This window comes from Pseudomonas sp. FSL R10-1339, from assembly GCF_009600545.1.
GTDB classification, from domain to species: Bacteria; Pseudomonadota; Gammaproteobacteria; order Pseudomonadales; family Pseudomonadaceae; genus Aquipseudomonas; species Aquipseudomonas bubulae.
The window spans coordinates 1-23,109 of sequence record NZ_WIVQ01000008.1; the positions used below are offsets into that span (position 1 = coordinate 1).

At 59.5% G+C, this 23,109-nt stretch carries 15 protein-coding genes; 13 read left to right on the top strand and 2 right to left on the bottom strand.

The window, feature by feature from the left end:
• From glnE to GHO03_RS04525, 9 genes are all read left to right on the top strand, one after another.
• The coding region (gene glnE / locus GHO03_RS04485) for a bifunctional [glutamate--ammonia ligase]-adenylyl-L-tyrosine phosphorylase/[glutamate--ammonia-ligase] adenylyltransferase (protein WP_153399278.1) at nucleotides 1-2,820 on the top strand (2,820 nt) is incomplete at its 5' end.
• 118 nt (nucleotides 2,821-2,938) lie between these two features.
• The gene (locus GHO03_RS04490; RefSeq protein ID WP_095000905.1) at nucleotides 2,939-3,862 is read left to right on the top strand and encodes a branched-chain amino acid transaminase; all 924 of its coding nucleotides are present in this window, start codon (nucleotides 2,939-2,941) and stop codon (nucleotides 3,860-3,862) included.
• A 59-nt stretch (nucleotides 3,863-3,921) separates the two neighbouring features.
• Entirely contained in the window at nucleotides 3,922-4,956 is a 1,035-nt protein-coding gene (gene waaF / locus GHO03_RS04495; protein ID WP_095000906.1) for a lipopolysaccharide heptosyltransferase II, read from the top strand.
• A complete protein-coding gene (waaC, locus tag GHO03_RS04500) occupies nucleotides 4,957-6,018 on the top strand; it encodes a lipopolysaccharide heptosyltransferase I (RefSeq protein WP_133144751.1) in 1,062 nt (353 codons plus the stop codon).
• The gene (locus GHO03_RS04505; protein WP_133144750.1) at nucleotides 6,018-7,139 is read left to right on the top strand and encodes a glycosyltransferase family 4 protein; all 1,122 of its coding nucleotides are present in this window, start codon (nucleotides 6,018-6,020) and stop codon (nucleotides 7,137-7,139) included. The genes waaC and GHO03_RS04505 overlap by 1 nt, the downstream gene beginning before the upstream one ends.
• Nucleotides 7,139-7,945, top strand: coding sequence for a lipopolysaccharide core heptose(I) kinase RfaP (rfaP, locus tag GHO03_RS04510; RefSeq protein ID WP_095000909.1), 807 nt, complete (start codon nucleotides 7,139-7,141; stop codon nucleotides 7,943-7,945). The genes GHO03_RS04505 and rfaP overlap by 1 nt, the downstream gene beginning before the upstream one ends.
• Entirely contained in the window at nucleotides 7,945-8,679 is a 735-nt protein-coding gene (locus GHO03_RS04515; protein WP_095000910.1) for a lipopolysaccharide kinase InaA family protein, read from the top strand. The genes rfaP and GHO03_RS04515 overlap by 1 nt, the downstream gene beginning before the upstream one ends.
• Nucleotides 8,676-9,431: a lipopolysaccharide kinase InaA family protein gene (locus GHO03_RS04520; protein WP_095000911.1), complete on the top strand. Its 756-nt coding sequence runs from the start codon at nucleotides 8,676-8,678 to the stop codon at nucleotides 9,429-9,431. The genes GHO03_RS04515 and GHO03_RS04520 overlap by 4 nt, the downstream gene beginning before the upstream one ends.
• A complete protein-coding gene (locus GHO03_RS04525; protein WP_133144749.1) occupies nucleotides 9,431-10,873 on the top strand; it encodes a lipopolysaccharide kinase InaA family protein in 1,443 nt (480 codons plus the stop codon). Before GHO03_RS04520 ends, GHO03_RS04525 begins: the two co-directional genes overlap by 1 nt.
• Before the next feature lie 88 nt (nucleotides 10,874-10,961).
• On the opposite strand, the gene GHO03_RS04530 is transcribed toward GHO03_RS04525, so the two are convergent.
• Both GHO03_RS04530 and GHO03_RS04535 read right to left on the bottom strand, forming a co-directional pair.
• Nucleotides 10,962-13,040 (bottom strand): TonB-dependent receptor, encoded by a 2,079-nt coding sequence (locus tag GHO03_RS04530; protein ID WP_095000913.1) that lies wholly within the window; start codon nucleotides 13,038-13,040, stop codon nucleotides 10,962-10,964.
• A 162-nt stretch (nucleotides 13,041-13,202) separates the two neighbouring features.
• Nucleotides 13,203-17,489: a membrane-targeted effector domain-containing toxin gene (locus GHO03_RS04535; RefSeq protein ID WP_133144748.1), complete on the bottom strand. Its 4,287-nt coding sequence runs from the start codon at nucleotides 17,487-17,489 to the stop codon at nucleotides 13,203-13,205.
• Nucleotides 17,490-17,748: 259 nt separating this feature from the next.
• Here GHO03_RS04535 and GHO03_RS04540 point away from each other — a divergent pair, with 259 nt between their 5' ends.
• From GHO03_RS04540 to GHO03_RS04555, 4 genes are all read left to right on the top strand, one after another.
• The gene (locus tag GHO03_RS04540; RefSeq protein ID WP_095000915.1) at nucleotides 17,749-19,506 is read left to right on the top strand and encodes a carbamoyltransferase; all 1,758 of its coding nucleotides are present in this window, start codon (nucleotides 17,749-17,751) and stop codon (nucleotides 19,504-19,506) included.
• Nucleotides 19,490-20,620 carry a glycosyltransferase gene (locus GHO03_RS04545; protein ID WP_133144747.1) on the top strand — a complete coding sequence of 377 codons (1,131 nt, stop codon included), beginning with the start codon at nucleotides 19,490-19,492 and terminating at the stop codon, nucleotides 20,618-20,620. Before GHO03_RS04540 ends, GHO03_RS04545 begins: the two co-directional genes overlap by 17 nt.
• Nucleotides 20,620-21,516 carry an antimicrobial resistance protein Mig-14 gene (locus GHO03_RS04550; RefSeq protein ID WP_133144746.1) on the top strand — a complete coding sequence of 299 codons (897 nt, stop codon included), beginning with the start codon at nucleotides 20,620-20,622 and terminating at the stop codon, nucleotides 21,514-21,516. The genes GHO03_RS04545 and GHO03_RS04550 overlap by 1 nt, the downstream gene beginning before the upstream one ends.
• Before the next feature lie 121 nt (nucleotides 21,517-21,637).
• Complete coding sequence (locus GHO03_RS04555) at nucleotides 21,638-23,056, top strand: PIG-L deacetylase family protein (RefSeq protein ID WP_153399280.1); 1,419 nt, start codon at nucleotides 21,638-21,640, stop codon at nucleotides 23,054-23,056.
• Nucleotides 23,057-23,109 lie beyond the last annotated feature (53 nt).

A 23,109-nucleotide genomic window follows, 5' to 3' on the forward strand; every position in this document is an offset into this window, starting at 1 on the left:
CCCGAGCGCTGGTCGGCGTTCAGCCGGGTCAGTGCAGCCAGCGACTTCTTTATAGAACAGTCTTTGCGTGACCCTTTGATGTTGCTCGAACTGGCGCGCTCGGGTGAGCTGGACCGCACCTTCGCCCCCGGCGAGTTGTGCGGGCAGATTGCTGCTGCCGCGCAGGCCGCAACCAGCGATGACGAACTGGGCCGCGCACTGCGTCGTCAGCGCACCCGCCAGCAAGTGCGGATTATCTGGCGCGATATCAATCGTCAGGCCGACCTGATCGAAACCTGTCGCGATCTGTCGGACATGGCCGATGCCAGCATCGATCAGGCCTATCGCTGGCTGTATCAACGTCATTGCCAGCAGTTCGGCACACCCATTGGCAATCGCAGTGGCGAGCCGCAGGCGATGGTGATCCTGGGCATGGGCAAGCTCGGCGCCGTGGAGCTGAACCTGTCTTCAGACATCGACCTGATCTTTGCCTACCCTGAAGGCGGCGAAACCGTGGGGGCCAAGCGGGCGCTGGACAATCAGGAGTTCTTTATCCGCTTGGGCCAGCGCCTGATCAAGGCGCTGGATCCGATGACGGTCGACGGCTTTGTGTTTCGCGTCGACATGCGCCTGCGTCCTTATGGCTCATCCGGTGCGCTGGTGTTGAGCTTCAACGCGCTGGAGCAGTACTACCAGGATCAGGGCCGTGACTGGGAGCGTTATGCAATGATCAAGGCCCGGGTCGTGGCCGGTGATCAGGTGATGGGCGCGCAGTTGCTCAGTCTGTTACGCCCGTTTGTGTATCGTCGCTACCTCGATTTTTCCGCGATTGAAGCGCTGCGCACCATGAAGCAGTTGATCCAGCAGGAAGTGCGGCGCAAAGGCATGGCTGACAATATCAAGCTGGGGGCGGGCGGTATCCGCGAGGTCGAATTTATCGCCCAGGCATTCCAGCTGATTCACGGCGGCCGCGATCTGAGCCTGCAACAACGGCCGCTGCTCAAAGTCCTGACCATCCTGGAAGGCCAGGGCTACCTGCCTGCTGAGGTGGTCGGCGAACTGCGCGAAGGTTATGAGTTCCTGCGTTACACCGAGCATGCAATCCAGGCCATTGCCGACCGCCAGACTCAAATGCTGCCCGACAATCAGCAGGATCAGGCCCGCATTGCCTTTATGATGGGTTTTGACAGCTGGACCGCATTCCATGAACAGCTGATGGCGTGGCGTGGTCGTATTGACTGGCACTTCCGTCAGGTTATTGCTGACCCTGATGAAGAAGAGGTCATCGACGAAGGCGAGCTGATTGTCGGTGGTGAGTGGTTGCCGCTGTGGGAAGAGGTCCAGGACGATGCCGCAGCCTGCGCGCAGCTGGAAGAGGCCGGGTTTGTCGATGCGCCCAAAGCCCTGAAACAACTGGCGGCCCTGCGTTCCAGTCCGCAACTGCGGTCTATGCAGCGCTTGGGGCGCGAGCGTCTGGATGCTTTTATCCCGCGCTTGCTGGCGCAAGCCGTTGAGCACGCCAACCCTGATCTGGTGCTGGAGCGGGTACTGCCGCTGGTCGAGGCGGTGGCCCGGCGTTCTGCTTATTTAGTGTTGCTCACCGAAAACCCTGATGCTTTGCGCCGTTTGCTGACGCTGTGCGCGGCCAGCCCGTGGATCGCCGAGCAGATCACCCGCTTCCCGTTGCTGCTCGACGAGTTGCTCAACGAGCGCCGTTTGTTCAAGCCGCCGCTGGCCCCTGAGCTGGCCGCCGAGTTGCGTGAACGCCTGACGCGTATCCCCGAAGACGACCTTGAGCAGCAGATGGAAGCCTTGCGCAACTTCAAGCTGGCCCACCGTTTGCGGGTCGCGGCATCGGAAATCTCCGGCAGCCTGCCTTTAATGAAGGTCAGCGATTACCTGACCTGGCTGGCCGAGGCCATTCTGGAGCAGGTGCTGGCCCTGGCCTGGCGCCAGACAGTGGCCAAGTACGGCACGCCACAGCGCACCGACGGCAGCCTGTGCGATCCCGGCTTTATTATTGTCGGCTACGGCAAGGTCGGTGGCATCGAGCTGGGGCATGGCTCGGATCTGGACCTGGTATTTATCCACGATGGCGACCCGAATGCTGAAACCGATGGCGCCAAGCCCATCGACGGTGCGCAGTTTTTCACCCGTCTGGGCCAGCGGATCATCCATTTGCTCACGGCGCAGACCAACTCCGGGCAGTTGTATGAGGTCGACATGCGCCTGCGCCCGTCAGGCGCTTCGGGGTTGCTGGTCAGCTCGCTAGGTGCTTTTGAGCGCTATCAGGAAAACGAAGCCTGGACCTGGGAGCATCAGGCACTGGTGCGCGCCCGCGTGCTGGTGGGCTGCAAGCAGGTGGGCGCGGCCTTTGAACAGGTGCGCGCGAGCGTATTGGGCCGCGAGCGGGATTTGCCGACCTTGCGTCAGGAGGTCAGCGAGATGCGGGCCAAGATGCGCGACAACCTGGGCACCCGGATTACCGCTGCCGGAACCGCAGAAAACGCCTTCGAGGCAACGGTGCCGTTCGACCTCAAGCAGGACGCCGGAGGTATCGTCGATATTGAATTTATGGTGCAATACGCGGCCCTGGCGTGGTCCAGGGAACACCCGGCGTTACTGCGCTACACCGACAATATCCGCATTCTGGAAGGGCTGGAGCAGGTCGGGCTGATGCCCGCCACCGATGCCAGCCTGTTGCGCGAGGCTTACAAGGCCTTTCGCGCCGTCGCCCACCGGCAAGCCTTGCAGAAGGAAGCCGGGGTGGTCACGGGGGATCAATTTGTGGTCGAACGCCAACACGTACGGCGCATCTGGTCCGAGCTAGGATTGAGCTGATTTGCTGGCTCACACACAGAGTTAAAGCTGTAAGAACGTATCCGGCGGGTCCATAAGGCCCGTCCAATTTGCCTGCCGCCTCGTGGTGCGGGTGCTGGATTCTTTGAGGAGCGTAATGATGTCGATGGCTGATCGTGATGGTGTGATCTGGTATGACGGCAAGCTGGTGCCGTGGCGTGATGCCACGACCCATGTGCTGACCCATACATTGCACTACGGCATGGGCGTGTTTGAAGGTGTGCGCGCTTACGAAACCCCGCAGGGCGCGGCGATTTTCCGCTTGCAGGCGCACACTGACCGTCTGTTCGATTCGGCCCACATCATGGGCATGAAGATCCCGTTCAGCAAAGACGAAATCAACGAAGCGACCCGCGTAGCGGTGCGTGAAAACAACCTCGACAGCGCCTATATCCGCCCGATGGTGTTCTACGGTTCCGAAGCCATGGGCCTGCGCGCCACCGGCCTCAAGGTGCACGTGATCATCGCCCCCTGGAGCTGGGGTGCCTACATGGGCGCCGAAGCGCTGGAAGTCGGAATCAAGGTGCGTACCAGCTCCTTTACCCGCCATCATGTGAACATCTCCATGACCCGGGCCAAGGCCAACGGCCATTACATCAACTCGATGCTGGCCCTGCAGGAAGCGATTTCCGGTGGAGCCGACGAAGCGCTGTTGCTCGATCCGGAAGGCTTTGTGGCTGAAGGCTCGGGCGAAAACGTATTCCTGGTAAAGGATGGCGTGATCTACACCCCGGACGTGACCGCGTGCCTGAACGGCATTACCCGCAGCACGATCCTGACCCTGGCCACCGAGCTGGGGTACAAGTTTGTTGAAAAACGCATCACCCGCGACGAGGTGTATATCGCCGACGAAGCGTTCTTTACCGGCACTGCCGCTGAAGTGACGCCGATTCGCGAAGTCGACGGGCGTCAAATCGGGATCGGCCGCCGTGGCCCGATCACCGAAAAACTGCAAAAGGCTTACTTTGACCTGGTGACCGGCAAGACTACGGACCATCCAGAGTGGCGTACACTGGTCAAGTAATGTCGGCATAGCATCACAGCAGGGAGGCGAATGCCTCCCTTGCTTGTTTATGGAAACTTATGAATATTTTGATCGTTGGGCCCAGCTGGGTCGGTGACATGGTGATGGCGCAGACACTGTTCCAGTGCCTCAAGCAGCGCCACCCGCAGTGCGAAATCGATGTGCTGGCTCCCGAGTGGAGCCGGCCCATCCTTGAGCGCATGCCTGAAGTTCGCAAGGCCTTGAGCTTCCCGCTCGGCCACGGCGCGCTTGAACTGGCCACGCGACGCAAGATCGGCAAGTCCCTCAAGGGCCAATACGATCAGGCAATCTTGTTGCCCAACTCGCTTAAATCGGCCCTGGTGCCATTTTTTGCGGGTATTCCCAAACGTACCGGCTGGCGCGGCGAGTTCCGCTACGGCCTGCTCAACGATGTGCGCAAGCTCGACAAAGAGCGCTACCCGCTGATGATCGAGCGCTTTATGGCCCTGGCCTATGAGCCTGGGGCCGACCTGCCCAAGCCGTACCCGCGCCCTGATTTGCAGATTGACCCGCAAAGCCGTGCCGGCGCACTGGCCAAGTTCGGCCTGGAGCTGGATCGTCCGGTGCTGGCGCTGTGCCCGGGTGCCGAATTTGGCGAGTCCAAGCGCTGGCCGTCCGAGCACTACGCCAAAGTTGCCGAACAAAAGATCCGCGAAGGTTGGCAAGTGTGGCTGTTCGGCTCCAAAAACGATCACGGGGTAGGCGAAGATATCCGTTCGCGCCTGATCCCGGGGCTGCGCGAAGAGTCGGTCAACCTCAGCGGCGAGACCTCACTGGCCGAAGCCATCGACCTGTTGTCCTGTGCAGATGCCGTGGTGTCCAACGATTCCGGGCTGATGCATGTGGCCGCTGCGCTGAACCGCCCGCTGGTGGCGGTCTACGGCTCCACTTCGCCAGGTTTTACCCCGCCCTTGGCGGACAAGGTCGAAATTGTGCGGCTAGGCCTCGATTGCAGCCCCTGTTTTGACCGTACCTGCCGTTTTGGCCACTACAACTGCCTGCGCGAACTGATGCCGCAGCCGGTGATTGAAGCCTTGCAGCGCCTGCAGGGTTCACCGGTCGAGGTTAACTAGGTGCGCGTTCTATTGGTCAAAACTTCATCCCTCGGGGATGTGATCCATGCCTTGCCGGCGCTGACCGATGCGGCGCGGGCGATTCCGGGCATCACCTTTGACTGGGTAGTGGAAGAAGGCTTTGCCGAAATCCCGACCTGGCACCCGGCGGTGGGCAAGGTGATTCCGGTGGCGATCCGCCGCTGGCGCAAAAATATCTGGCAGACCCTCAAAAGCGGCGAGTGGAGTCGCTTCAAGCAACGCCTGCGCGCCGAAAAATACGATCTGGTGATCGACGCACAGGGCCTGGTCAAGAGTGCCTGGCTGACCCGTTATGTAAAAGCTCCGGTTGCCGGGCTGGATAAAGACTCTGCCCGTGAGCCGCTGGCCAGCCGCTTTTACCAGCGCCGCCTGGCGGTAGCCCGCGGGCAGCACGCGGTTGAGCGTCTGCGTCAGTTGTTCGCGGTCGCGCTGGGCTACGACCTGCCCAAAGGGCTGGGCGATTACGGCCTGGATGTCGAAAAACTGGTCGAGCTGCCGCGCAAAAAGCCCTTCGTGCTGTTTTTGCATGGCACCACCTGGGACACCAAGCACTGGCCCGAAGTCTATTGGCGCGATCTGGCCCAGCGCATGGGCCATCTGGGCGTCGAAGTGCGCCTGCCGTGGGGCAATCCGGCTGAAAAAGCCCGGGCCGAACGTATTGCCACGGGCTTGAGTAATGCCGTGGTACTGCCCAAATTGAATCTGGCCGGTGTCGCCAAGGTACTGGCCAGCGCCAGTGCCTGTGTGGCGGTCGATACCGGGCTGGGGCATTTGGCCGCTGCACTGGATGTGCCGACCATTTCCCTGTTCGGGCCTACCAATCCGGGCCTGACCGGGGCCTATGGCAAGGTGCAAATTCACCTGGCCAGCGATTTTCCGTGTGCGCCATGCCTGCAGAAAAAATGCACCTACACTCCGACTGCACAGGATCAGCAGCGGTTTGATCTGAAAAACGAGTGGCCACTGTGCTTCACCCGTTTGAACCCTGAGCGTGTCGCGAGTCGATTAAGCACGTTGTTACTGGCTGAGGAACTGCGCTGATGCAACTGGCTTTTGTGCTGTACAAATACTTTCCGTTTGGTGGGCTGCAACGGGATTTCATGCGCATTGCGCTGGAATGCCAGAAGCGCGGCCATCAAATCCGCGTCTACACCATGATCTGGGAAGGCGATATTCCGCCCGGATTCGAAGTGCTGGTGGCGCCGATCAAGGCGTTCCACAACCATACCCGCAATGAAAAAATGCTCGCCTGGATGCAGGCCGATCTGGCCAAGCGCCCGGTAGACCGGCTCATCGGCTTCAACAAGATGCCGGGGCTGGACGTGTACTACGCGGCGGACGGCTGCTTTGAAGACAAGGCGCAAAACCTGCGTCATTCGTTTTATCGCTTCTTCAAACGCTACAAGCACTTTGCCGAGTACGAACGCGCGGTGTTCGCCAAGGACGCCAAGACTGAAATCCTGATGATTTCCGAAGTCCAGCAGCCGCTGTTCATCAAACACTACGACACCCCGCTGGAGCGTTTCCACCTGCTGCCACCGGGTATCGCCCTGGATCGCCGCGCGCCGGACAATGCCGCCGAAATTCGCGCCGAGTTCCGACGTGAATTCAATCTGGCAGACGACGACTTGCTGCTGGTGCAGATTGGCTCGGGCTTCAAGACCAAGGGTGTGGATCGCAGCCTCAAAGCGCTGGCGGCCTTGCCGGGTGAGCTCAAAAAACGTACGAAATTGTTTGTAATCGGCCAGGACGACCCCAAAGTCTTTCAATTGCAGAGTGCCACTTTGGGTTTGGGCGATCATGTGCAGTTCCTCAAGGGGCGCAGTGATATCCCGCGCTTCCTGCTGGGCGCCGATTTGCTGATTCATCCGGCCTATAACGAAAACACCGGCACTGTATTGCTTGAGGCACTGGTAGCGGGTTTGCCGGTGCTGGTCAGCGCTGTTTGCGGCTACGCCCATTACATCAGCGACGCCGATTGCGGTCGGGTCCTGGACGAGCCGTTCGAGCAGGCGCAACTCAATGAATACCTGACACACATGTTGTCCGACGACACTGCGCGCGCGGCCTGGAGCCGAAACGGCCTGGCCTACGCGCAGACGGCCGACCTCTACAGCATGCCGCAGCACGCTGCGGATGTGATTCTGGCGGAGCAACACTGATGAAACTGATTCTTGCCGAACCGTTCAAGAGCTTGTGGGCAGGGCGCGATGCGTTCACCGAAGTCGAGCGTCTGGAAGGCGAGGTTTACCGCGAACTGGAAGGCCGGCGTACCTTGCGTACCGAAGTCGACGGGCGCGGTTTCTTTGTGAAAATCCACCGTGGCATTGGCTGGGGTGAAGTGTTCAAGAACCTGCTGACGGCCAAGCTGCCAGTTCTTGGCGCCGGCCAGGAGTGGCGGGCGATCAAGCGCCTGCACGAAGTGGGTGTGCCGACCATGACGGCCGTGGCTTACGGCGAAAAGGGCAACAACCCGGCAGCCCAGCATTCCTTCATCATCACCGAAGAACTGGCGCCGACGGTCAGCCTCGAAGACTTCAGCCTCAACTGGGTCAAGCAGCCACCGCAGCCCAGGCTCAAGCATGCGCTGATCGCTGAAGTGGCACGCATGACCGGCATGATGCACCGTGCCGGGGTCAACCACCGTGACTGCTATATCTGCCATTTCTTGCTGCACACCGACAAACCGGTGACCGCAGACAACTTCCGCCTGTCGGTGATCGATCTGCACCGCGCCCAGACTCGCGCCGTGATCAGTAAGCGCTGGCGCAACAAGGATCTGGCGGCACTGTATTTCTCGGCCCTGGATATCGGCCTGACCCAGCGGGACAAACTGCGCTTCCTGCGCGGTTACTTCCAGATGCCCCTGCGCCAGATCCTGCGCGAAGAAGCCCGCCTGCTGGCGTGGCTCGAAGGCAAGGCGAACAAACTCTACGAACGCAAACAGCGTTATGGAGATGCACTGTAATGGCGGGTTGGAATCTGGAACCTGCTTACAGTGCGTTGGCGTCTGATTTTGGCAGTCTGGAGGCAGTATTTGCCTTGCAGGGGGAGCATCTGACGCGCGATCCGCTGTCGGAAGTCATCCGTGTGCAGCGCGATGGCGTGAATTATTACGTCAAGCGCTACACCGGGGCCGGCAAGGGCCTGCGCCGTTATCTGGGCCGCCCGCGGGTCAAGTCCGAATGGCAGAACCTCAAGCGCTTCGCCAAGTGGGGTATCCCCACGGCCGAGGTGGTGGCCTGGGGCCTTGAACGCAGTGGGTTCGCCTACTCCCGTGGCGCCATGATCACCCGCGAACTGCCCAATACCCGGGATTTGTCAGAGTTGGCGGACAACCATGATCCGCTGCTCAAGGATCGTGCCTGGGTAGATTGTGTCAGCCGTCAGTTGGCGCGTTATACCAAGACCATGCATGACCATCGCTTTACCCATAACGACCTGAAATGGCGCAATTTGCTGATCGATGAGCAGCCCAAGCTGTTTTTGATCGATTGCCCCAACGGCGATTTCTGGCGCGGCTTCTGGCTCAAATACCGCATCACCAAAGACCTGGCGTGCCTCGATAAAGTGGCCAAGTACCATTTGTCCTACACCCAGCGTTTGCGTTTCTATTTTCAATACACCGGGCGCACGACGCTCAATGCGGCGGACAAGGAACGTGTCCGTCATATCGTGCGTTTTTTCGAGGGCCGGGAATGACAGACTTTATGGCAGACGCCGACCGGGCATTGCTTGAGCGCAATGGCCTGGCTGACTTTGATGCCCTGTGGGCCGTGCAGCTGGAAGCGGTGGACGAGCCCAATACCAGTGGTGGCGGCTGGAGTAGCGTGTTTCGCATGGATCTTGAAGGTCAGGGCTATTACCTCAAGCGTCAGAGCAATTACCTTACCCGCACGCTGCACAGTCCGCTGGGCGAGCCGAGTTTTGCCCGCGAATTCCGTAATATTCAGCGCTATAAGCACATAGGTATTCCTGCGCTGGAAGCGGTGTTTTTTGGTGAGCGAAAAGTGCCGGGCGAGCGTCGTGCAGTGCTGATGACCCGTGCGCTGGACGGTTGGAATGACCTCGACTCGCTGCTCGAGCAATGGCCGCAACTGACCACAGAGCAGCAGCAGGCGATTTTGCGCGAATGCGGCCAATTGGCTCGTCGGCTTCACGCTGCGCGGCAGGTGCATGGTTGTTTTTACCCCAAGCATATCTTCCTGCAGGCCGATGGCGCGGGGGGGTATCGCGCTCAATTGATCGATCTGGAAAAAACCCGGCCCTTGTTGCTGGGCCAGCGGGACAGGGTCAAGGACATTGAGCCGTTGTTGCGTCGGGCCGATGTCTGGAGCGAAGCAGAGGTGCGCGCCTTGCTCGCTGCTTATCTGGAACAGCCCGTCGACAGTTCCTTGGTCGATGCCTGGCTGACGCGACTGTATGTGCGGCGCAATCAAAAAGGGGGGCGCTGATGCGTTTGTCCGAACTGCTGAAGGCTGGCCGTGCGCCAGGCTTGCCGCTGAGTATCGAACTGGCCGACGCAGCAGGGCCTGCGCAATTGCAACTGCTGACCTTGCTGCGGGTATTGCCGGGCCAGCGTTATGTCGGTGCCGGGGTGTGGCGCGGGCGTACCGTGCTGGCCAAGATGATGGTCGGCAACAAGGCTGCGCGCAACTTTCAGCGCGAGCTGACCGGGGTGCGTCTGCTGGCTGAACAAAGCTTGACCACGCCGCAACTGCTGGCTGATGGCTTGCAGGAAGGTGAGGGGGGCTGGTTGCTGTTCGAGTACCTGGAGGGCGCTCAGAGCTTGGGCGATGCCTGGGATGCAGTCGCGTCGTTGCCGGTGCTGGCTGATGAACAAGTGGCCGTACTTGCCGAGGCTTTGACTGCCATCGGGCAGATGCACCGCAAGGGTCTGTGGCAGGAAGACCTGCACCTGGACAACCTGTTGCGTCAGGACGGCAAGCTGTATTTGATCGATGGTGCAGGCATCTGTGTCGAAGAGGCAGGCAAACCGCTGTCGCGGCAAAAAGTGCTGGAAAACCTCGGCGTGTTTTTTGCCCAGTTGCCCAAAAGCCTTGAGCCGTTTATCGAAGAGTTACTCGTGCACTACCTGCTGAGCAACGGCGAGCATGCCTTGCCGCTTGAAGCGCTGCTCAAGCAGGTCGAGAAAGTCCGTGCCTGGCGCCTGAATGACTTTTTAAACAAGGTTGGCCGTGATTGCTCGTTGTTCAGCGTGCACCGCGGGGCGTTTGCCTTGCGTGCCGTCCTGCGCGAAGAAGAGCCGGCGATGTTGCCCGTTTTGGCCAGGGCTGATGCGTTGCTTGATCAGGGGCATCTGTACAAGACCGGTGGCGCGGCGAGTGTCGGCAAGGTTGAAGTAGCGGGCCGCATGCTGGTGGTCAAGCGCTATAACATCAAGGGCTTTGCCCACTGGCTCAAACGTTTCTGGCGCCCGAGCCGGGCCTGGCACTCATGGTGTGAAGGCAATCGTCTGGCGTTTTTGGGGATTGCCACGCCCAAGCCATTGGCGCTGCTGGAAACTCGGTTTTTGTGGTTGCGGGGCAAGGCGTACCTGGTGACCGAGTACTTGCCAGGACCGGACATCATCGAGCGCTTTGCGCCCTATGTTGAGCACGGTAATGCGCCCGAAGCCGAGCTGGTGGCACTGGAGCAGCTGTTTGCCGACTTGATCCGCGAGCGCATCAGCCACGGCGACCTCAAGGGCCATAACGTGTTCTGGGATGACGGGCGCTGGGCGCTGATTGATCTGGATTCGATGTGCCAGCATCGCTCATCGAGCAGCTTCGCTGCAGCGTACGCCCGCGATCGTGCACGCTTTATGCGCAACTGGCCGGTGGGCAGTGCGTTGTATCAGGTGATTGACGGGCGATTGCCGACAAACCCTGACTGAAGCCTAGCCAGGACTTTCTGTGGGAGCGAGCCTGCTCGCGAATGCTCTTCGCGAGCAGGCTCGCTCCCACAGGGATGGTGTTGAGGCTTTAGAAGCTGTACTGCGCCCCGGCTCCGGCATACCACGAGCGGCCCGGCGCAGCTTCGTAGTAGCGGCTGTTGGAGTCGCCGACAATCACCGAACCCACATACTGACGGTCCAGCAGGTTGTCCAGACGCAAGGTCTGGTGGAAGGTCCAGTGCTCGATCTTCTGTTCAAACTTCGCCCGCCAGTTGAATACGGTATAAGCAGGTGCTGCCTTGGCGGTGTTGGTGTCTTCCACATATACCTTGCTGCGGTACATGCCTTCAATAGCCGTACTGACCCAGTCGGCCGGCTTCCAGTTCACCTCGGCAAACAGCGTGGTCTGCGGTACGCCCGGCAGGTAGTTGCCTTTGTCTACGGTACCGCTGGTGCTGGCGAAGTCGCTGTCGTAGGTGGCTTGCAGGCGAGTGTAAGCGAGGGTTGAGGTCCAGTGTTCTGCGAGCTGGCTCTCTACACCCAGTTCAAAGCCCCGGCGCAAGGTGCGGCCGGCGTTCTGGTAGGTCGTACGGCCACCGGTATTACTCAGCACCACCAGTTCATCTTCTGTGGTGATCTGGAATATGGCCGCATTGATCCGCGTATTGTTGAGCTGAGCCTTGAGGCCCATTTCATATTGGGTGCTCTCGGAAGGTTTGAGGCCGAAATTGAAGCCCTGGCCGTTGGGCGAGTATGCCAGTTCGGCCTGAGTCGGCGTTTCAAAGCCTTTGCCTGCACTGATATAACCATGCAGCTCGGGGGTAAAGGCATACATCACGCTGACGGATGGCGTGGCCTTTTCGTAACGCTTGGTGCCACTGGCGTCGCCGTTGCTCAAAAATTGATCATCGACGTCCATCTCCATGGTGCTGTAGCGCAAGCCGGCCTGTACCGTCCAGTTGTCCAACGCCCAGTTGGCCTGTACATACGGGTCGAGACTGCGGGCGGTATCTACTTCATCACGCACCAGTGCGCCTTTGACCCCCAGCTCACTGCCGATAAAGTTTTGATAACCGTGGCGGCTGTCCTGGCTCTGATCGAAGTCCAGGCCGCCAATCAGGGTCAGATCGCCCGGTACACCGTAGACCGGTTGCATCCAGCGCAGGCTGCCGCCGTAAAACTTGCGATCGAATTGCACGACACCGCCGCCCTGTTTATTGCTGGCTGCTGTGGGCGGAATCGCCAAATACTGAATAACGCTGCGCGTACCGGTATAGGCATTGACCTGCAGGGTAGCGTCACCGATATAGCGCTCGTAGTTCAGGCCCAGTTGCTGATGGTCGATGCTCTTACGGGTGTTGTAGGTAATGGCATTGGGCGTTACCGAGCGCGGGTCGGCCTTGTAGGCTTCCCAGCTTTGGCCCAGCGGATCCTGTGTGCCGTTTTGCTCAAGGCTGCTGTAGATCAGCGCCAGCTTGCTGTCTTCGTCGGGCTTGAGGTTGAGCTTGGCGAAGGTCTGGTCCCGGCGTGCGGCGCTGTGGTCGCGGTAGCCGTCGGTGTCCATGCGTGAGGCATCAAGCACAAAGCCGACGTCGTCGGTGGCGCCCTCGGCGGTCAGGTGGTTCTTGCTCATGCCGTCGCTGCCGACCAGAGTCTCGGCGCCAATGCGCGGCGGGCCCTCGCCGTCGCGGGAGAACATTTGAATCACGCCACCGGCGTTACTGCCATACAGGGTTGCCGCCGGGCCGCGCAGCACTTCAATGCGCTCGGCGGTATCGAGGTTGAAGGTTGCAGCCTGGCCCTGGCCGTCGGGGGTGCTGGCCGGTATGCCGTCGGCAATCAGCTTGATGCCGCGCACCCCAAACGCCGAGCGGGCACCAAAGCCACGGGAAGATATTTGCAGGTCCTGGGCATAGTTCTGACGGTTTTGCACCACCAGCCCCGGTACACGGGACAGCACCTCGGATGCATTGATGCCCAGTTGGCCATCCTGGATTTGCTCCTGATTGATACTGTCCACCGAGTACGGCAGGTCAAAACTCGGGCTGGCGCTGCGCGAGCCGGTGATGACACTGGGATCCAGCTCCAGGGTTTCGGCGCAGACGACAGGTGCCAGGCACAGGCCTGGCAGTAACAGGGCAAGGTGAGCAGGTGTGAAATATTTCATGGGCAAATCGGGTTCCGTGTGACGCGACCCGTCCAGGGCGACGGGGGGAGGCTAGCAGAGGGCGCGCAGTTTAGCGGCTGAGGTGCGGATATCCAGCAAAACAAGTGACAAGGACGCGCTGAGCCGTCCCTGTCTTGAACGTGATGAGCGTCGGGCGCGGGGTTATTGCACTTGGGTCATGTTGATGTCTTGTAAGCCATGGATCAGGTCTTTGAGGGTGTCGTAGCGTTTTTGGTGGATGGTTGGCCAGCTTTCACGTTCGATAAAAATCTGACCATTGGCGTCGGTTCTCAAAGGGGTATGCACAATTTCGTGGTTATTTGAGCGATGTATCAACTGGGCGCCTTGAGGGGATGCGCTGTCCAGGCGGAAGAACCCCGGAGCCGGTAGCCTGTTATTGGTTTGCGATGGGGAGAGGGCTGGTAAATGGGGCTTTGTGCCTGGAATGTCGATTTGCAGCCAGTAATCGTTTTTCAAAAAGCGGTAGTTAGCATGTTTGTTATCCGCGGGGATGATTTCACCGATGTCCTGACGCAAGCCGCGGCTGGTGCCCGGGGCTGAATCCGATACTCGCACGGATATCGCCCCTTCAAGTTCGGCCAGCCCCGGTATGCCCTCAAAGGTGTTGGCATGTGAGTTGCCCGTCAGGGCTATCCATTTGCCTCCTGGGTTTTGGGCCTGATGAGCGCGAATCGTACGGGAGGCAAAGTAGCTGAACATTTCATAACGGTTTAGCCAGGGCGTTTCGCTCGGTGTGCTTTTCGGGTAGTAACTGGCCGAGCAGTCAACCGCGATAACCCTGATGCCATGCCGTCTGGCCTCGCGCACCAGTTGGCTGAAGGTATGGCGGCTGGAGGGGTTGATCTGATGACCAAAATCCTGATCCTCAAGGTATTTGTTCAACCTGAGGGGCATTTTTCCGCTTTGGAAGTAGTCATCCAGAAGGCTTTGGTGCAGGTCGCTTTGCAGGTGCTCCATGTAGAGGACCTTTACGTCGTGCCTGGCAAACTCGGCCATGTTGTCGATCAGGATCTTTTTACTCGATTGGTGAGAGTGGGTTTCACCCCACACGATGCCATCTGACTGCTCGAACAGGTGGTTGATCAACGCTTGTTCCTGCACGTTGCCAGGTAATTGCGGGCGGGTGGCCCGGGGTTTTGCAGGTTTTGTCAGGAAGTAGGCCTTGGCATCCGCGAGCAACTTGATCCGCAGCTCCTTGAATGCCCGGTGGGCAAGGCTGCGCTCGGACGCAAAATCCATAAAATCAGTGATGCCATCGAGTACTGAACGATGGTTCTCGGTGATGTCCCGAAGTGCTTCCTGGTACTCGGCGGGCATGTCGTAGTCACTGTATTTGAGGTGGGGTACATCGCCAGTCAACTCGGTGAGATTCCCGGTCAGAGGCACCCAGCGTTTGCTGTTGTCCGCCAGCCTGTGCTTGATTTGCCAGCGGCCTGCGGTGCGCCGGACCTTGAAGCTGGCGCTTGCGCCAGCGCTTGAACTCGATTGCGGTTGCAAGTACCAGTTGCGGCCCAGCCAGCCGCTGTAGACTTCGAACACGTCGCTGTCCTGCTTGATATATCGCATGTTGTCTATGCGATAGATGCCCTGCTCGTCAGGGGTGTAGCGGCTGAGATCGACGCCTCTGACGCGCGCGTTGTCGATTACCCTTTCAATGCCGGGCTTTTGTTTGAGCAAAGGGGTTGTTGGATCGACATCCCATTGCCCGGCCGAGAGTTCGCGCAAGGGGATGCTGTACGGTGCGTTGGGTTTGCGCTCATCCAGTGCGCGCCAGGTGTTGTCCAGGTTGTCGTACTGGCTGCGATAGAACCTGCCGTTTGTGTTTTTGGTGTAGCAGGCGGTCTGACCATTGGCAGTGGGCGCTTCATACACACCTGCACCGTATTCATCCCCCGTGCGCAGCCTGAGCCTGGCACCGGGATAATGGCTGGCAGCAGCGGGACTCAACGAGGGTACGGGCTGTTTTGCGCGTTGACGTATCGAATTGCCGAATACGGCTGAGCCGGTAAAGTCCGAGGCGCCGTCAGTCAGGTAGGTGATGGACTCCATAAAGTGCAGCAGAGCTTCGTGTTTTTCGTCGCGCTGCAGGGCATCAAGGCCTCTGATGATCTGAGCGATAAACCGCGCCAGTACGATGGGCAGCAGCACTCGGGTGGGCAATGCGAAAGACAGGATGTCGATTGCCGTCAGTACGGCCTCTTTGGCAGTGTTTACGTTGCTTTCCCAGGTAGAAGTCGACTGCTCGTCAGCATCGCGGATGGCGTGCAAGGCCTCGGTGTCGTAGGACGCTTCGAACAGGTCATGGCTGATGCCCTGCAGTTGCAGATTGGCCTCGCTCAGTCCCCGCTCCAACAGCGGCTTGATATACGGCTGTTGCGCCGGTGTCACGTGGCGCATCACATAGGCTCGCCAAATAGGCCGTGACAGGATCTGGCCCAGCTCGTTGCGTGAGTTGGCAACCAGGAACCAGCGGCTCTCAGGCCCGCCGGGGGTGTAGCACAGCAGTTGCCCGGAGCCGGTGGCGCTGAACACCAGCAAACCCGGTAGTGGTTTATAGCGCAACATCAGCAGATGGACTTTGACCTGCTCACCGTTGATTTGTGCACGGTTGTTCTCTACGGGCTGCTCAAGCGCAGCCCTGACCCATGACACCTGTTGGGTGGTCAGCGCACCCGCCAGCGTGGCTTCAAGCAAGTCCAGGTTCAGTTGTGCCTGCTTAAAAGCGACATAGCGCTCCTTGCGCCATTGGGCCTGGCTGGAGTTGACCAGCAGCTCCTTGAGATTTTTTTTGTAGCGCTCGCCAATATCCAGCTGGCGCACCAGCGTTTTCAGATAGCTGCTGGTCAGCACGGCATGTTTCTGGCCCGCTCCATCCTTGACTTGTGCAGTGAGGGCGAAAGTGACGTCCCAGATACCGACATTGGACAGCGCCAGCTCACTCAGGCTACGGCGTGTGGTGTGGTAACTGATGATCGGCCCGGTTCTGCCCAGGCTCATGCCTGCAGGAAACCCGGAACCACTGACAGGGTTGATCAAAGGGCCGGTGCGCAGGGCTTCAGTGGTCGAGATGAAGATTTCGTCCGGGTCGACGTCTATGCCGTGGTCTTTTTTGATCTGTTGCTGTAACTGAAGGCGGGCATAACCCAGCAGTGTATGTTTGCGGCCGATTTCGCTGAGGGGTTGGGCGTCATCGGATTCTGCCGCCAGGCGCTCGTGATTCAGGCGCTCAACGGCCAGCCGCCACTGGGTTTTTTGGCTGTCTGAAGCAGTCTTCAACCAGTCGGGCAATTGGCTTTCCAGCAATCGGGTATAGCGCCCGCGCAGTATGTTGGCGGGATTGAGGGGCAGGCTTGCAGCCAGGGATTGGTCGACGCAGTCGGATAGCTGATCGAGGGATGTGTCTTGCTTGAGATTGCGTGCCACCGACCAGGCATGGTGCATGTCGCTTTTTTGTTTGTTGATCAATTGATCGCTGAAGACGGTGGCTATGGCGCTATCTGCAACCGGGCTGTAGTCGATTTGCTCATGGGCCAGGGCGCGCTCCCGATCTTCGGTGAGTACACACGTGAGCAGTGTTTCACGCTGGTAAGGATCGTTGAGCCGGGTCGTCAGTTCCTGACTGAGGGCGGCGAGTGAATCGAACACTTCCAGGCCAGTGTTCGGCAGGTAAAGCACTGAAGGCCGCGGGGTGGGATCCAGGGCAGTGCGCTTGTCCTGCACGCTGGCTGAGATCAGGGGCAGGTGTTTCGTGGTAATCACGAAGGCGCCGTGCAGCACTGCAGTCCTTTGCATGAGACGACTGCTGAGTGCCAGCGTGTAAAAGCCGTAGGGGCCGGGCGTTTTTGGCGCGGGAGATGGGCTGGCATCAGGGAGTACCTGATTGATCATGTCCAGGGCGGTGGGGCTGAAGGTGCTGTCCTCGTGGCGCACGGAGGCTTCTGCGCGGATCAGCCTGTGGGCAAATTGCGACAGCCAGTCTTTGGGCGCTTGCCCATTGAGGTCCTTGTGGGGTGTGCGCCAGAAGTCGTTAAGGGCATCCCTCACACACAACTGCGGGGAGCGGACGACAAACTCAAGGTATTTTTCGAGTTCAGGGGCGGATACCCCGGCCGTTCGATCCTCCTCGTCAAGGGTATAGGCGTAGTTGTAGACGCGGGTGGCACCCTGTACGAAGGTCGGGATCTGGCCGGTCAGGTAGCACTGGTCTATCAGGGCAGTCACCGACTGGCTGGTGATAGTGGGGTTTTGGCCAGGCTGGGCTGCGATCTCTTCATTGATGAAAAGAAAGTCGGTGCAGGTGTCAGCGGGCAACCGCGGAAAAAATACCCGCAGGCAGTGATCCAGCGACAGATCAAGGTTGGGCAAGGCATTGCGCAGCACGAGCAGTTCGCGCTCTGCGTCTTTGAGGTTAGCGAGTGCACTGGGCATGGGGTCGTTCCTGTCTATTGACGCGTACGTCGGTGTATCCACAGGAAATCCCAAAACGTTCGGGTGTTAGCTCTACATATATGTGGCCCGGCGATTTTTTTGCAGATGAGGGCGCGCAATAGGGCGTGGCAAATCGTGCAGGGTCACTGCGGGCGTCTTTACGCTATAATCCCGCTCTTTAGCTGTTTCTCGAACTGCGAGGAACGCATCATTTTTTCAGGCGCCCGCCGCCTGCCTGCATTCAAAAGAGGCTAATCCAGTGGCATTGACGATTCTTGGCCTGTCCGGCGCCCTTAGCCATGATCCCTCCGCAGCCCTCTATATCGACGGCAAGCTGGTAGCGGCGGCTGAAGAAGAGCGCTTCGTACGCGATAAGCATGCAAAGAACCGCATGCCCTACGAGTCCGCAAAATTCTGTCTTGAACAAGCGGGTATCAAACCTTCCGACGTTGACGTGGTGGCGATCCCGTTCGCTCCGATCAGCTTGTTCGGCAAGGCTCGCTGGCACTACGCCAAGCGCTACTGGTACGCCCCGGACCGCGCCCTTGACGCGATCCTGATGGGCAACCGGCGCTACAAGCGCTACCGCAACAAGATCGTGTTCTGTCTTGAGCAACTGGGCTTCGACCCGAAGAAAATCAAGATCGAACCGGTCGAGCACCACCTGGCTCACGCATCCAGCGCCTACCACTGCTCGGGTTTCAAAGAGAAAACCGCGATCCTGGGCATCGATGGCAAGGGCGAGTACGCCACGACCTTCTTCGGCTACGGCGAAAACGGCAAGATCACCAAGATCAAGGAGTTCTTCGACCCGGACTCCCTGGGTGGCCTGTACGGTGCAATCACCGAGTTCCTCGGTTTCGAGATGCTCGATGGCGAATTCAAGGTCATGGGCATGGCGCCGTACGGCGACGCCAGCAAGTACGACTTCTCGCGTCTGGCCTCGTTCGAAAACGGCGAACTGGTGATCAACACCGAATACGCCAACGTGATCGGTCTGCGTCGCTACAAAGAGAACGGAAAGGGCTTCTACTTCTCGCCAAAACTGATCGAGTGGCTGGGGCCCAAGCGCGAAGGCGATATCGCCGACGAGCCGTACATCCACTACGCGGCCAGCATGCAGGCGCTGTTTGAAAAACTGTCGCTGCAGATGATCGACTACTACCTGGGCGACATCCTCAAGGAAACCGGCAAGATTGCCTTTGCGGGCGGCTGCGCGTTGAACGTGAAGCTGAACCAGAAAATCATTGCTCGCCCGGAAGTCAAAGAACTGTTCGTACAGCCTGCGTCCGGTGATGCCGGTACCGCAGTCGGTGCAGCGGCGTATGTATCCCACGCTCGCGGCGTGCCGGTCGAGAAGATGGAACACGTCTACCTCGGCCCTGCGTACAGCAACGAAGACGTGATCGCGGCCTGTGCCCGTCACCCTGGCAAACCTGCCTACCGCCGCATCGAAAACACCCCGGAGCGCATCGCCAAGATCATGGTCGATGGCAACCCGGTAGCGTGGTTCCAGGGGCGCATGGAGTTCGGTCCGCGTGCATTGGGCGGTCGCTCGATCATCGGTTGCCCGAGCAGCGAAGGCGTGGCAGACCGCATCAACGAACAGATCAAGTTCCGCGAGCGCTGGAGGCCTTTCTGCCCGTCGATGCTCGATACCGTAGGCCCGCAGATGATCAAGGTCGATCACCCGGCACCCTTCATGACCTTCACTTTCGAAGTGGCTGAAGAGTGGAAGACCCGCGTGCCGGAGGTTGTCCATGAAGATGGTACTTCCCGCGCCCAGGTGCTCAAGCGCGAATACAACCCGCGTTATTACGACATGATGAAGGCGCTGGAAGTGCTGACCGGTAACGGCGTTTCGCTGAACACTTCGCTTAACCGTCGTGGCGAACCTATGGTTTGCTCGCCGACTGACGCGCTGAACATGTTCTTCGGTTCCGATCTGCAGTACCTGATCATGGAAGACATCCTGGTGGTTAAAGACGGCGCCGAGACTTATGAATCGCTCGACTGAGCGTCATGTGCTGCAGTTCTGCCACGGCTATGACGGGCCGTTCCTGGACTGTGCGCGCCAGTACGCGAGCCTGTTTGCCGGTACCGGGTACAAGGTCACCACGGTCTTCCTGACCGGGGCAACCGACCCTGAAGTGGCAGCAGGCTGTGCGTCTGATGAAGTGATCTTTATGGAATTCAGCTCCAGGGCCATTCGTGGCCTGAAGCTGGGTGCCATCGCCAGGCTGCGCAAGATCGCAGCCTCGCGCAATTTCAGTTTTTGCATCGCCCACCGCTTCAAGCCGATTTATATCGCCTTGTTGGCCACCGGCTTGCCGGTGATCGGCGTGCATCATGCGTTTGGCGATTATCAGCGTCGCAGCCGCAAACTGTTTGCCCACCTGTTTCGCAAGCGCCTGAGCCTGCTCGGTGTTTCCGACGCGGTGCGTGACGACATGCGCAAGTGCCTGCCCAAGTGGCCAGCAGGGCGTATCAACACGCTCTATAACCGTATCGACATCGATGCGGTCCAGGCCGGGCAATTGTCTGGCACCCCGGCGCGCGAAGCGTTGGGGCTGTCGGACGATGGCTTTATTGTCGGCAACGTCGGTCGCCTGCATCCGGACAAGGACCAGGCCACGCTGATTCGCGGTTTTGCCCTGGCGTTGCCCAATCTGCCAACTGACAGCCAACTGGTCATTATGGGCAAGGGGCGTCTGGAGGAGGATCTCAAAGAGCTGAGCAATGAGCTGGGGATCGGCGATCAGGTGCTGTTTTTGGGCCAGGTGCCTGATGCACGCCGCTATTTCAGGGCCTTTGACGTGTTTGCGTTGAGCTCTGATCACGAACCGTTTGGCATGGTGCTGCTTGAGGCTATGGCTGCCGGTGTGCCGTTGCTGGCAACGGCCTGTGGCGGTGCCAAAGAAGTGGTCGAGGGCGTGGGGATTTTGTTCCCGCTGGGCGATGCCGAGCATCTGGCCCAGGGCCTGCAGCACCTGGCTCAACTCGATGATGAGCAGCGCATGGCCTGCGCCGAACTGATGCTTGAGCGTTTGCATGAACGCTTTAGTGATCGGGCGGTGCGCAATACCTTCTGGCACTTGGCGCAAGTCACCGACCTGATTGCGGAGTCCTGATGCTCAATCGATTTCAAGGCTGGCGTGAGCGCGGCTGGAGCGTTGTGGATTCCGGCACTTATGCCGATGCCTGGCAGCGTTTTGGCGGCAGCGTCGCTACCCACCCGATGGTCGTTGAACGTCTGGCGCAGTTGGCCGGTATTCCTGTGCGTTATCTTGCCTGGGAGCAGGACGGCAAGCTGAAGGCGGCGATCCCTACTTGGGGGCGCGACCTGGCCTTGTCCAAGGATGTGCTCAAGCGTCATGGCAAAAAAGGCCTGTTCGATCTGGGTAACGCCGAGCTGATCCTGCCCGCAGCTGCGGATGCAGCGGCGCCTTTGCGTCATCGAGCACGCTACCTGTCGCAGCTCAATGAGGGCCGTTTCAGCAATCTGCTGCCGCAAGCCGAGCAGTTGGCGATGGCTCGCACGCCGGAAGAACTGTCGAAAAAATTCCGCTACAACCAGCGCCGCGAACTGCGCCTGCTGGAAGAGGCGGGCGGCGTAGTGCGCCCGGTATCGGAGTTTTCCAGTGCTGAATTGGCGAGCATATACTGCGATCTGTTTTTGCGCCGCTGGGGCTTTGTTGCCACAGGGGCCGAGCGGATGGCCGAGGTCATCGAGCTGTTGCGCGAGCTGTTGATCGGCTCGGTGATTTTCCTCAACGATGCGCCGATAGCGATTCAATTGGTGTACCGCGCTGAATCGCCCGAGTGGATCAGTGTCGAGTACGTCAATGGCGGTGTTGACCCTCAGACCCGTGAATTCAGCCCTGGCAGCGTGTTGAGTTTTCTCAATACCCAATCTGCCTGGGAGCAGGCCCGCAGTCTCAACAAGCCTTTGCGCTTCTCGTTCGGCCGCGCCGACCGTGAATACAAAGAGCGTTGGTGCAACCCGGTGCCCGTGTTCAAAGTCTGAAACACAAATCTTGTAGGTGCGGACTTGCTCGCGATGGTATCACTGCGTTTTTTAACATCCCGCAGTGCCTGCATCGCGAACAGGTTCGCTCCCACGGGAGATCAATCACAAGAGCCTAGCCATGAGCCAACCCGCCTCGCGCAAACAGCAACTTCTCAAGCGTCATCGGCGCAACAAGCGTATTGGCCTGCTGATCGGCCTGCTGGTGCTGATTGCCAGTGGCGTGTTGCTGGCCTGGTGGTTGCCACCGGTGTTGGCGGTGCTGGGCTGGGTGGCCCATGAAGCATGGTTTGCCGATCATCTGTTCTATTCGCCCAAGGACGATTACCAGTACAGCTTCCCGGCCGGCAGCGAGCAGCCGGCGGTGCGCCTTGAGGGCGACAAGCTGGTAGCGGAGCAGCCGCTGCAACTGGCGGGAGATGAAACCCTGATCCTGGAGGTCAAGGTTAAAAGTGGCTGGCTGGGACGCTTTGTTGACCCGTATGTGCAACTGTCGGGTGGCGAGTCGGCGGACCGGCAAACTTTCGAGCGTGGCGTGAATGGCCAGCGCTACCTGAACGTGAGTGGTTGTGCGCAGGCGCTGGTCGCGGGGCAGTTGCGTGTGCGCGGGCGCTACTGCCGCGTTTTGGGCCAACCTGAACTGCGGATTTTCCGTCAACCCGCTTATCGCCAGCAGCGGATCATGGTTGTTGCGCCCCACGCCGATGATGCAGAGCTGGCCGCGTTTGGCCTGTACAGCCAGGCCAAAGAAGCCTGGATCGTGACCCTGACCGCTGGCGAAATCGAAGCCGGGCATTATCAGCAAATGGGCCTGCCACGGGCAGAGGCCGCCCGCCTCAAGGGCCGTTTGCGCGCCTGGGACAGCATGGTCGTACCGCGCTGGGCCGGGGTGCCTGAAGCCCATTGCGCGCAATTGGGTTATTTTTGCCTGCAATTGCCCGCCATGCAGGGCGCTCCCGATCAGCCGATGGCCTCGCGCGAGGCCGATTTGAGCGACATTCGCGTATTCCGCCAATTCAACCCGTTCCCGTTGCCCGCCGATCAGGACGGCGCGCCGACCTGGCATAACCTGCTGGCCGACTTGCGTGCATTGATTCTGCGCGCGCGCCCTGAAGTGATCGTGCTTCCGCACCCGTCAATCGACCCGCACCCGGACCATATCTGTGCCCATGACGCTGTCATCGAGGCCCTTGAAGGCCTGGAGTGGCAGCCGACCACGGTGCTCGGCTACGCCAACCACCTGCATGACAACGATCGCTGGCCGATGGGTAACAGCGGTGACGGCATTGCCTTGCCGCCGGTGTTCGATGCCACGCTCAGCCTGCGCCCTTGCAGCCTGCCGTTGAGCCTTGCACAGCAACGCGACAAGGCCATGGCGCTGGGGATGATGCATGACCTGCAGCCACGGGCTGCGCTCAAGCGCAGGATTAGACGATCGATACAGCAACTCCTGGCAGGCAGAAAGCCATCGCCTTATGGCGAGAATGAGTTTTTCCGCAAGGCCGTCAGGCGTCATGAGCTGTTTTGGCAACTAAAATAATAAGCACATATAAAAAGCGGTCATAGCATTGACCCTAATCTCGACCTTTACAT

Coding starts and splice junctions, on each gene's coding strand:
- GHO03_RS04520 (WP_095000911.1), top strand. CDS start 8,676: ATGACAGACTTTATGGCAGACGCCGACCGGGCATTGCTTGAGCGCAAT.
- GHO03_RS04515 (WP_095000910.1), top strand. CDS start 7,945: ATGGCGGGTTGGAATCTGGAACCTGCTTACAGTGCGTTGGCGTCTGAT.
- GHO03_RS04525 (WP_133144749.1), top strand. CDS start 9,431: ATGCGTTTGTCCGAACTGCTGAAGGCTGGCCGTGCGCCAGGCTTGCCG.
- waaF (WP_095000906.1), top strand. CDS start 3,922: ATGAATATTTTGATCGTTGGGCCCAGCTGGGTCGGTGACATGGTGATG.
- rfaP (WP_095000909.1), top strand. CDS start 7,139: ATGAAACTGATTCTTGCCGAACCGTTCAAGAGCTTGTGGGCAGGGCGC.
- GHO03_RS04545 (WP_133144747.1), top strand. CDS start 19,490: ATGAATCGCTCGACTGAGCGTCATGTGCTGCAGTTCTGCCACGGCTAT.
- GHO03_RS04550 (WP_133144746.1), top strand. CDS start 20,620: ATGCTCAATCGATTTCAAGGCTGGCGTGAGCGCGGCTGGAGCGTTGTG.
- GHO03_RS04535 (WP_133144748.1), bottom strand. CDS start 17,489: ATGCCCAGTGCACTCGCTAACCTCAAAGACGCAGAGCGCGAACTGCTC.
- GHO03_RS04530 (WP_095000913.1), bottom strand. CDS start 13,040: ATGAAATATTTCACACCTGCTCACCTTGCCCTGTTACTGCCAGGCCTG.
- GHO03_RS04555 (WP_153399280.1), top strand. CDS start 21,638: ATGAGCCAACCCGCCTCGCGCAAACAGCAACTTCTCAAGCGTCATCGG.
- GHO03_RS04505 (WP_133144750.1), top strand. CDS start 6,018: ATGCAACTGGCTTTTGTGCTGTACAAATACTTTCCGTTTGGTGGGCTG.
- GHO03_RS04490 (WP_095000905.1), top strand. CDS start 2,939: ATGTCGATGGCTGATCGTGATGGTGTGATCTGGTATGACGGCAAGCTG.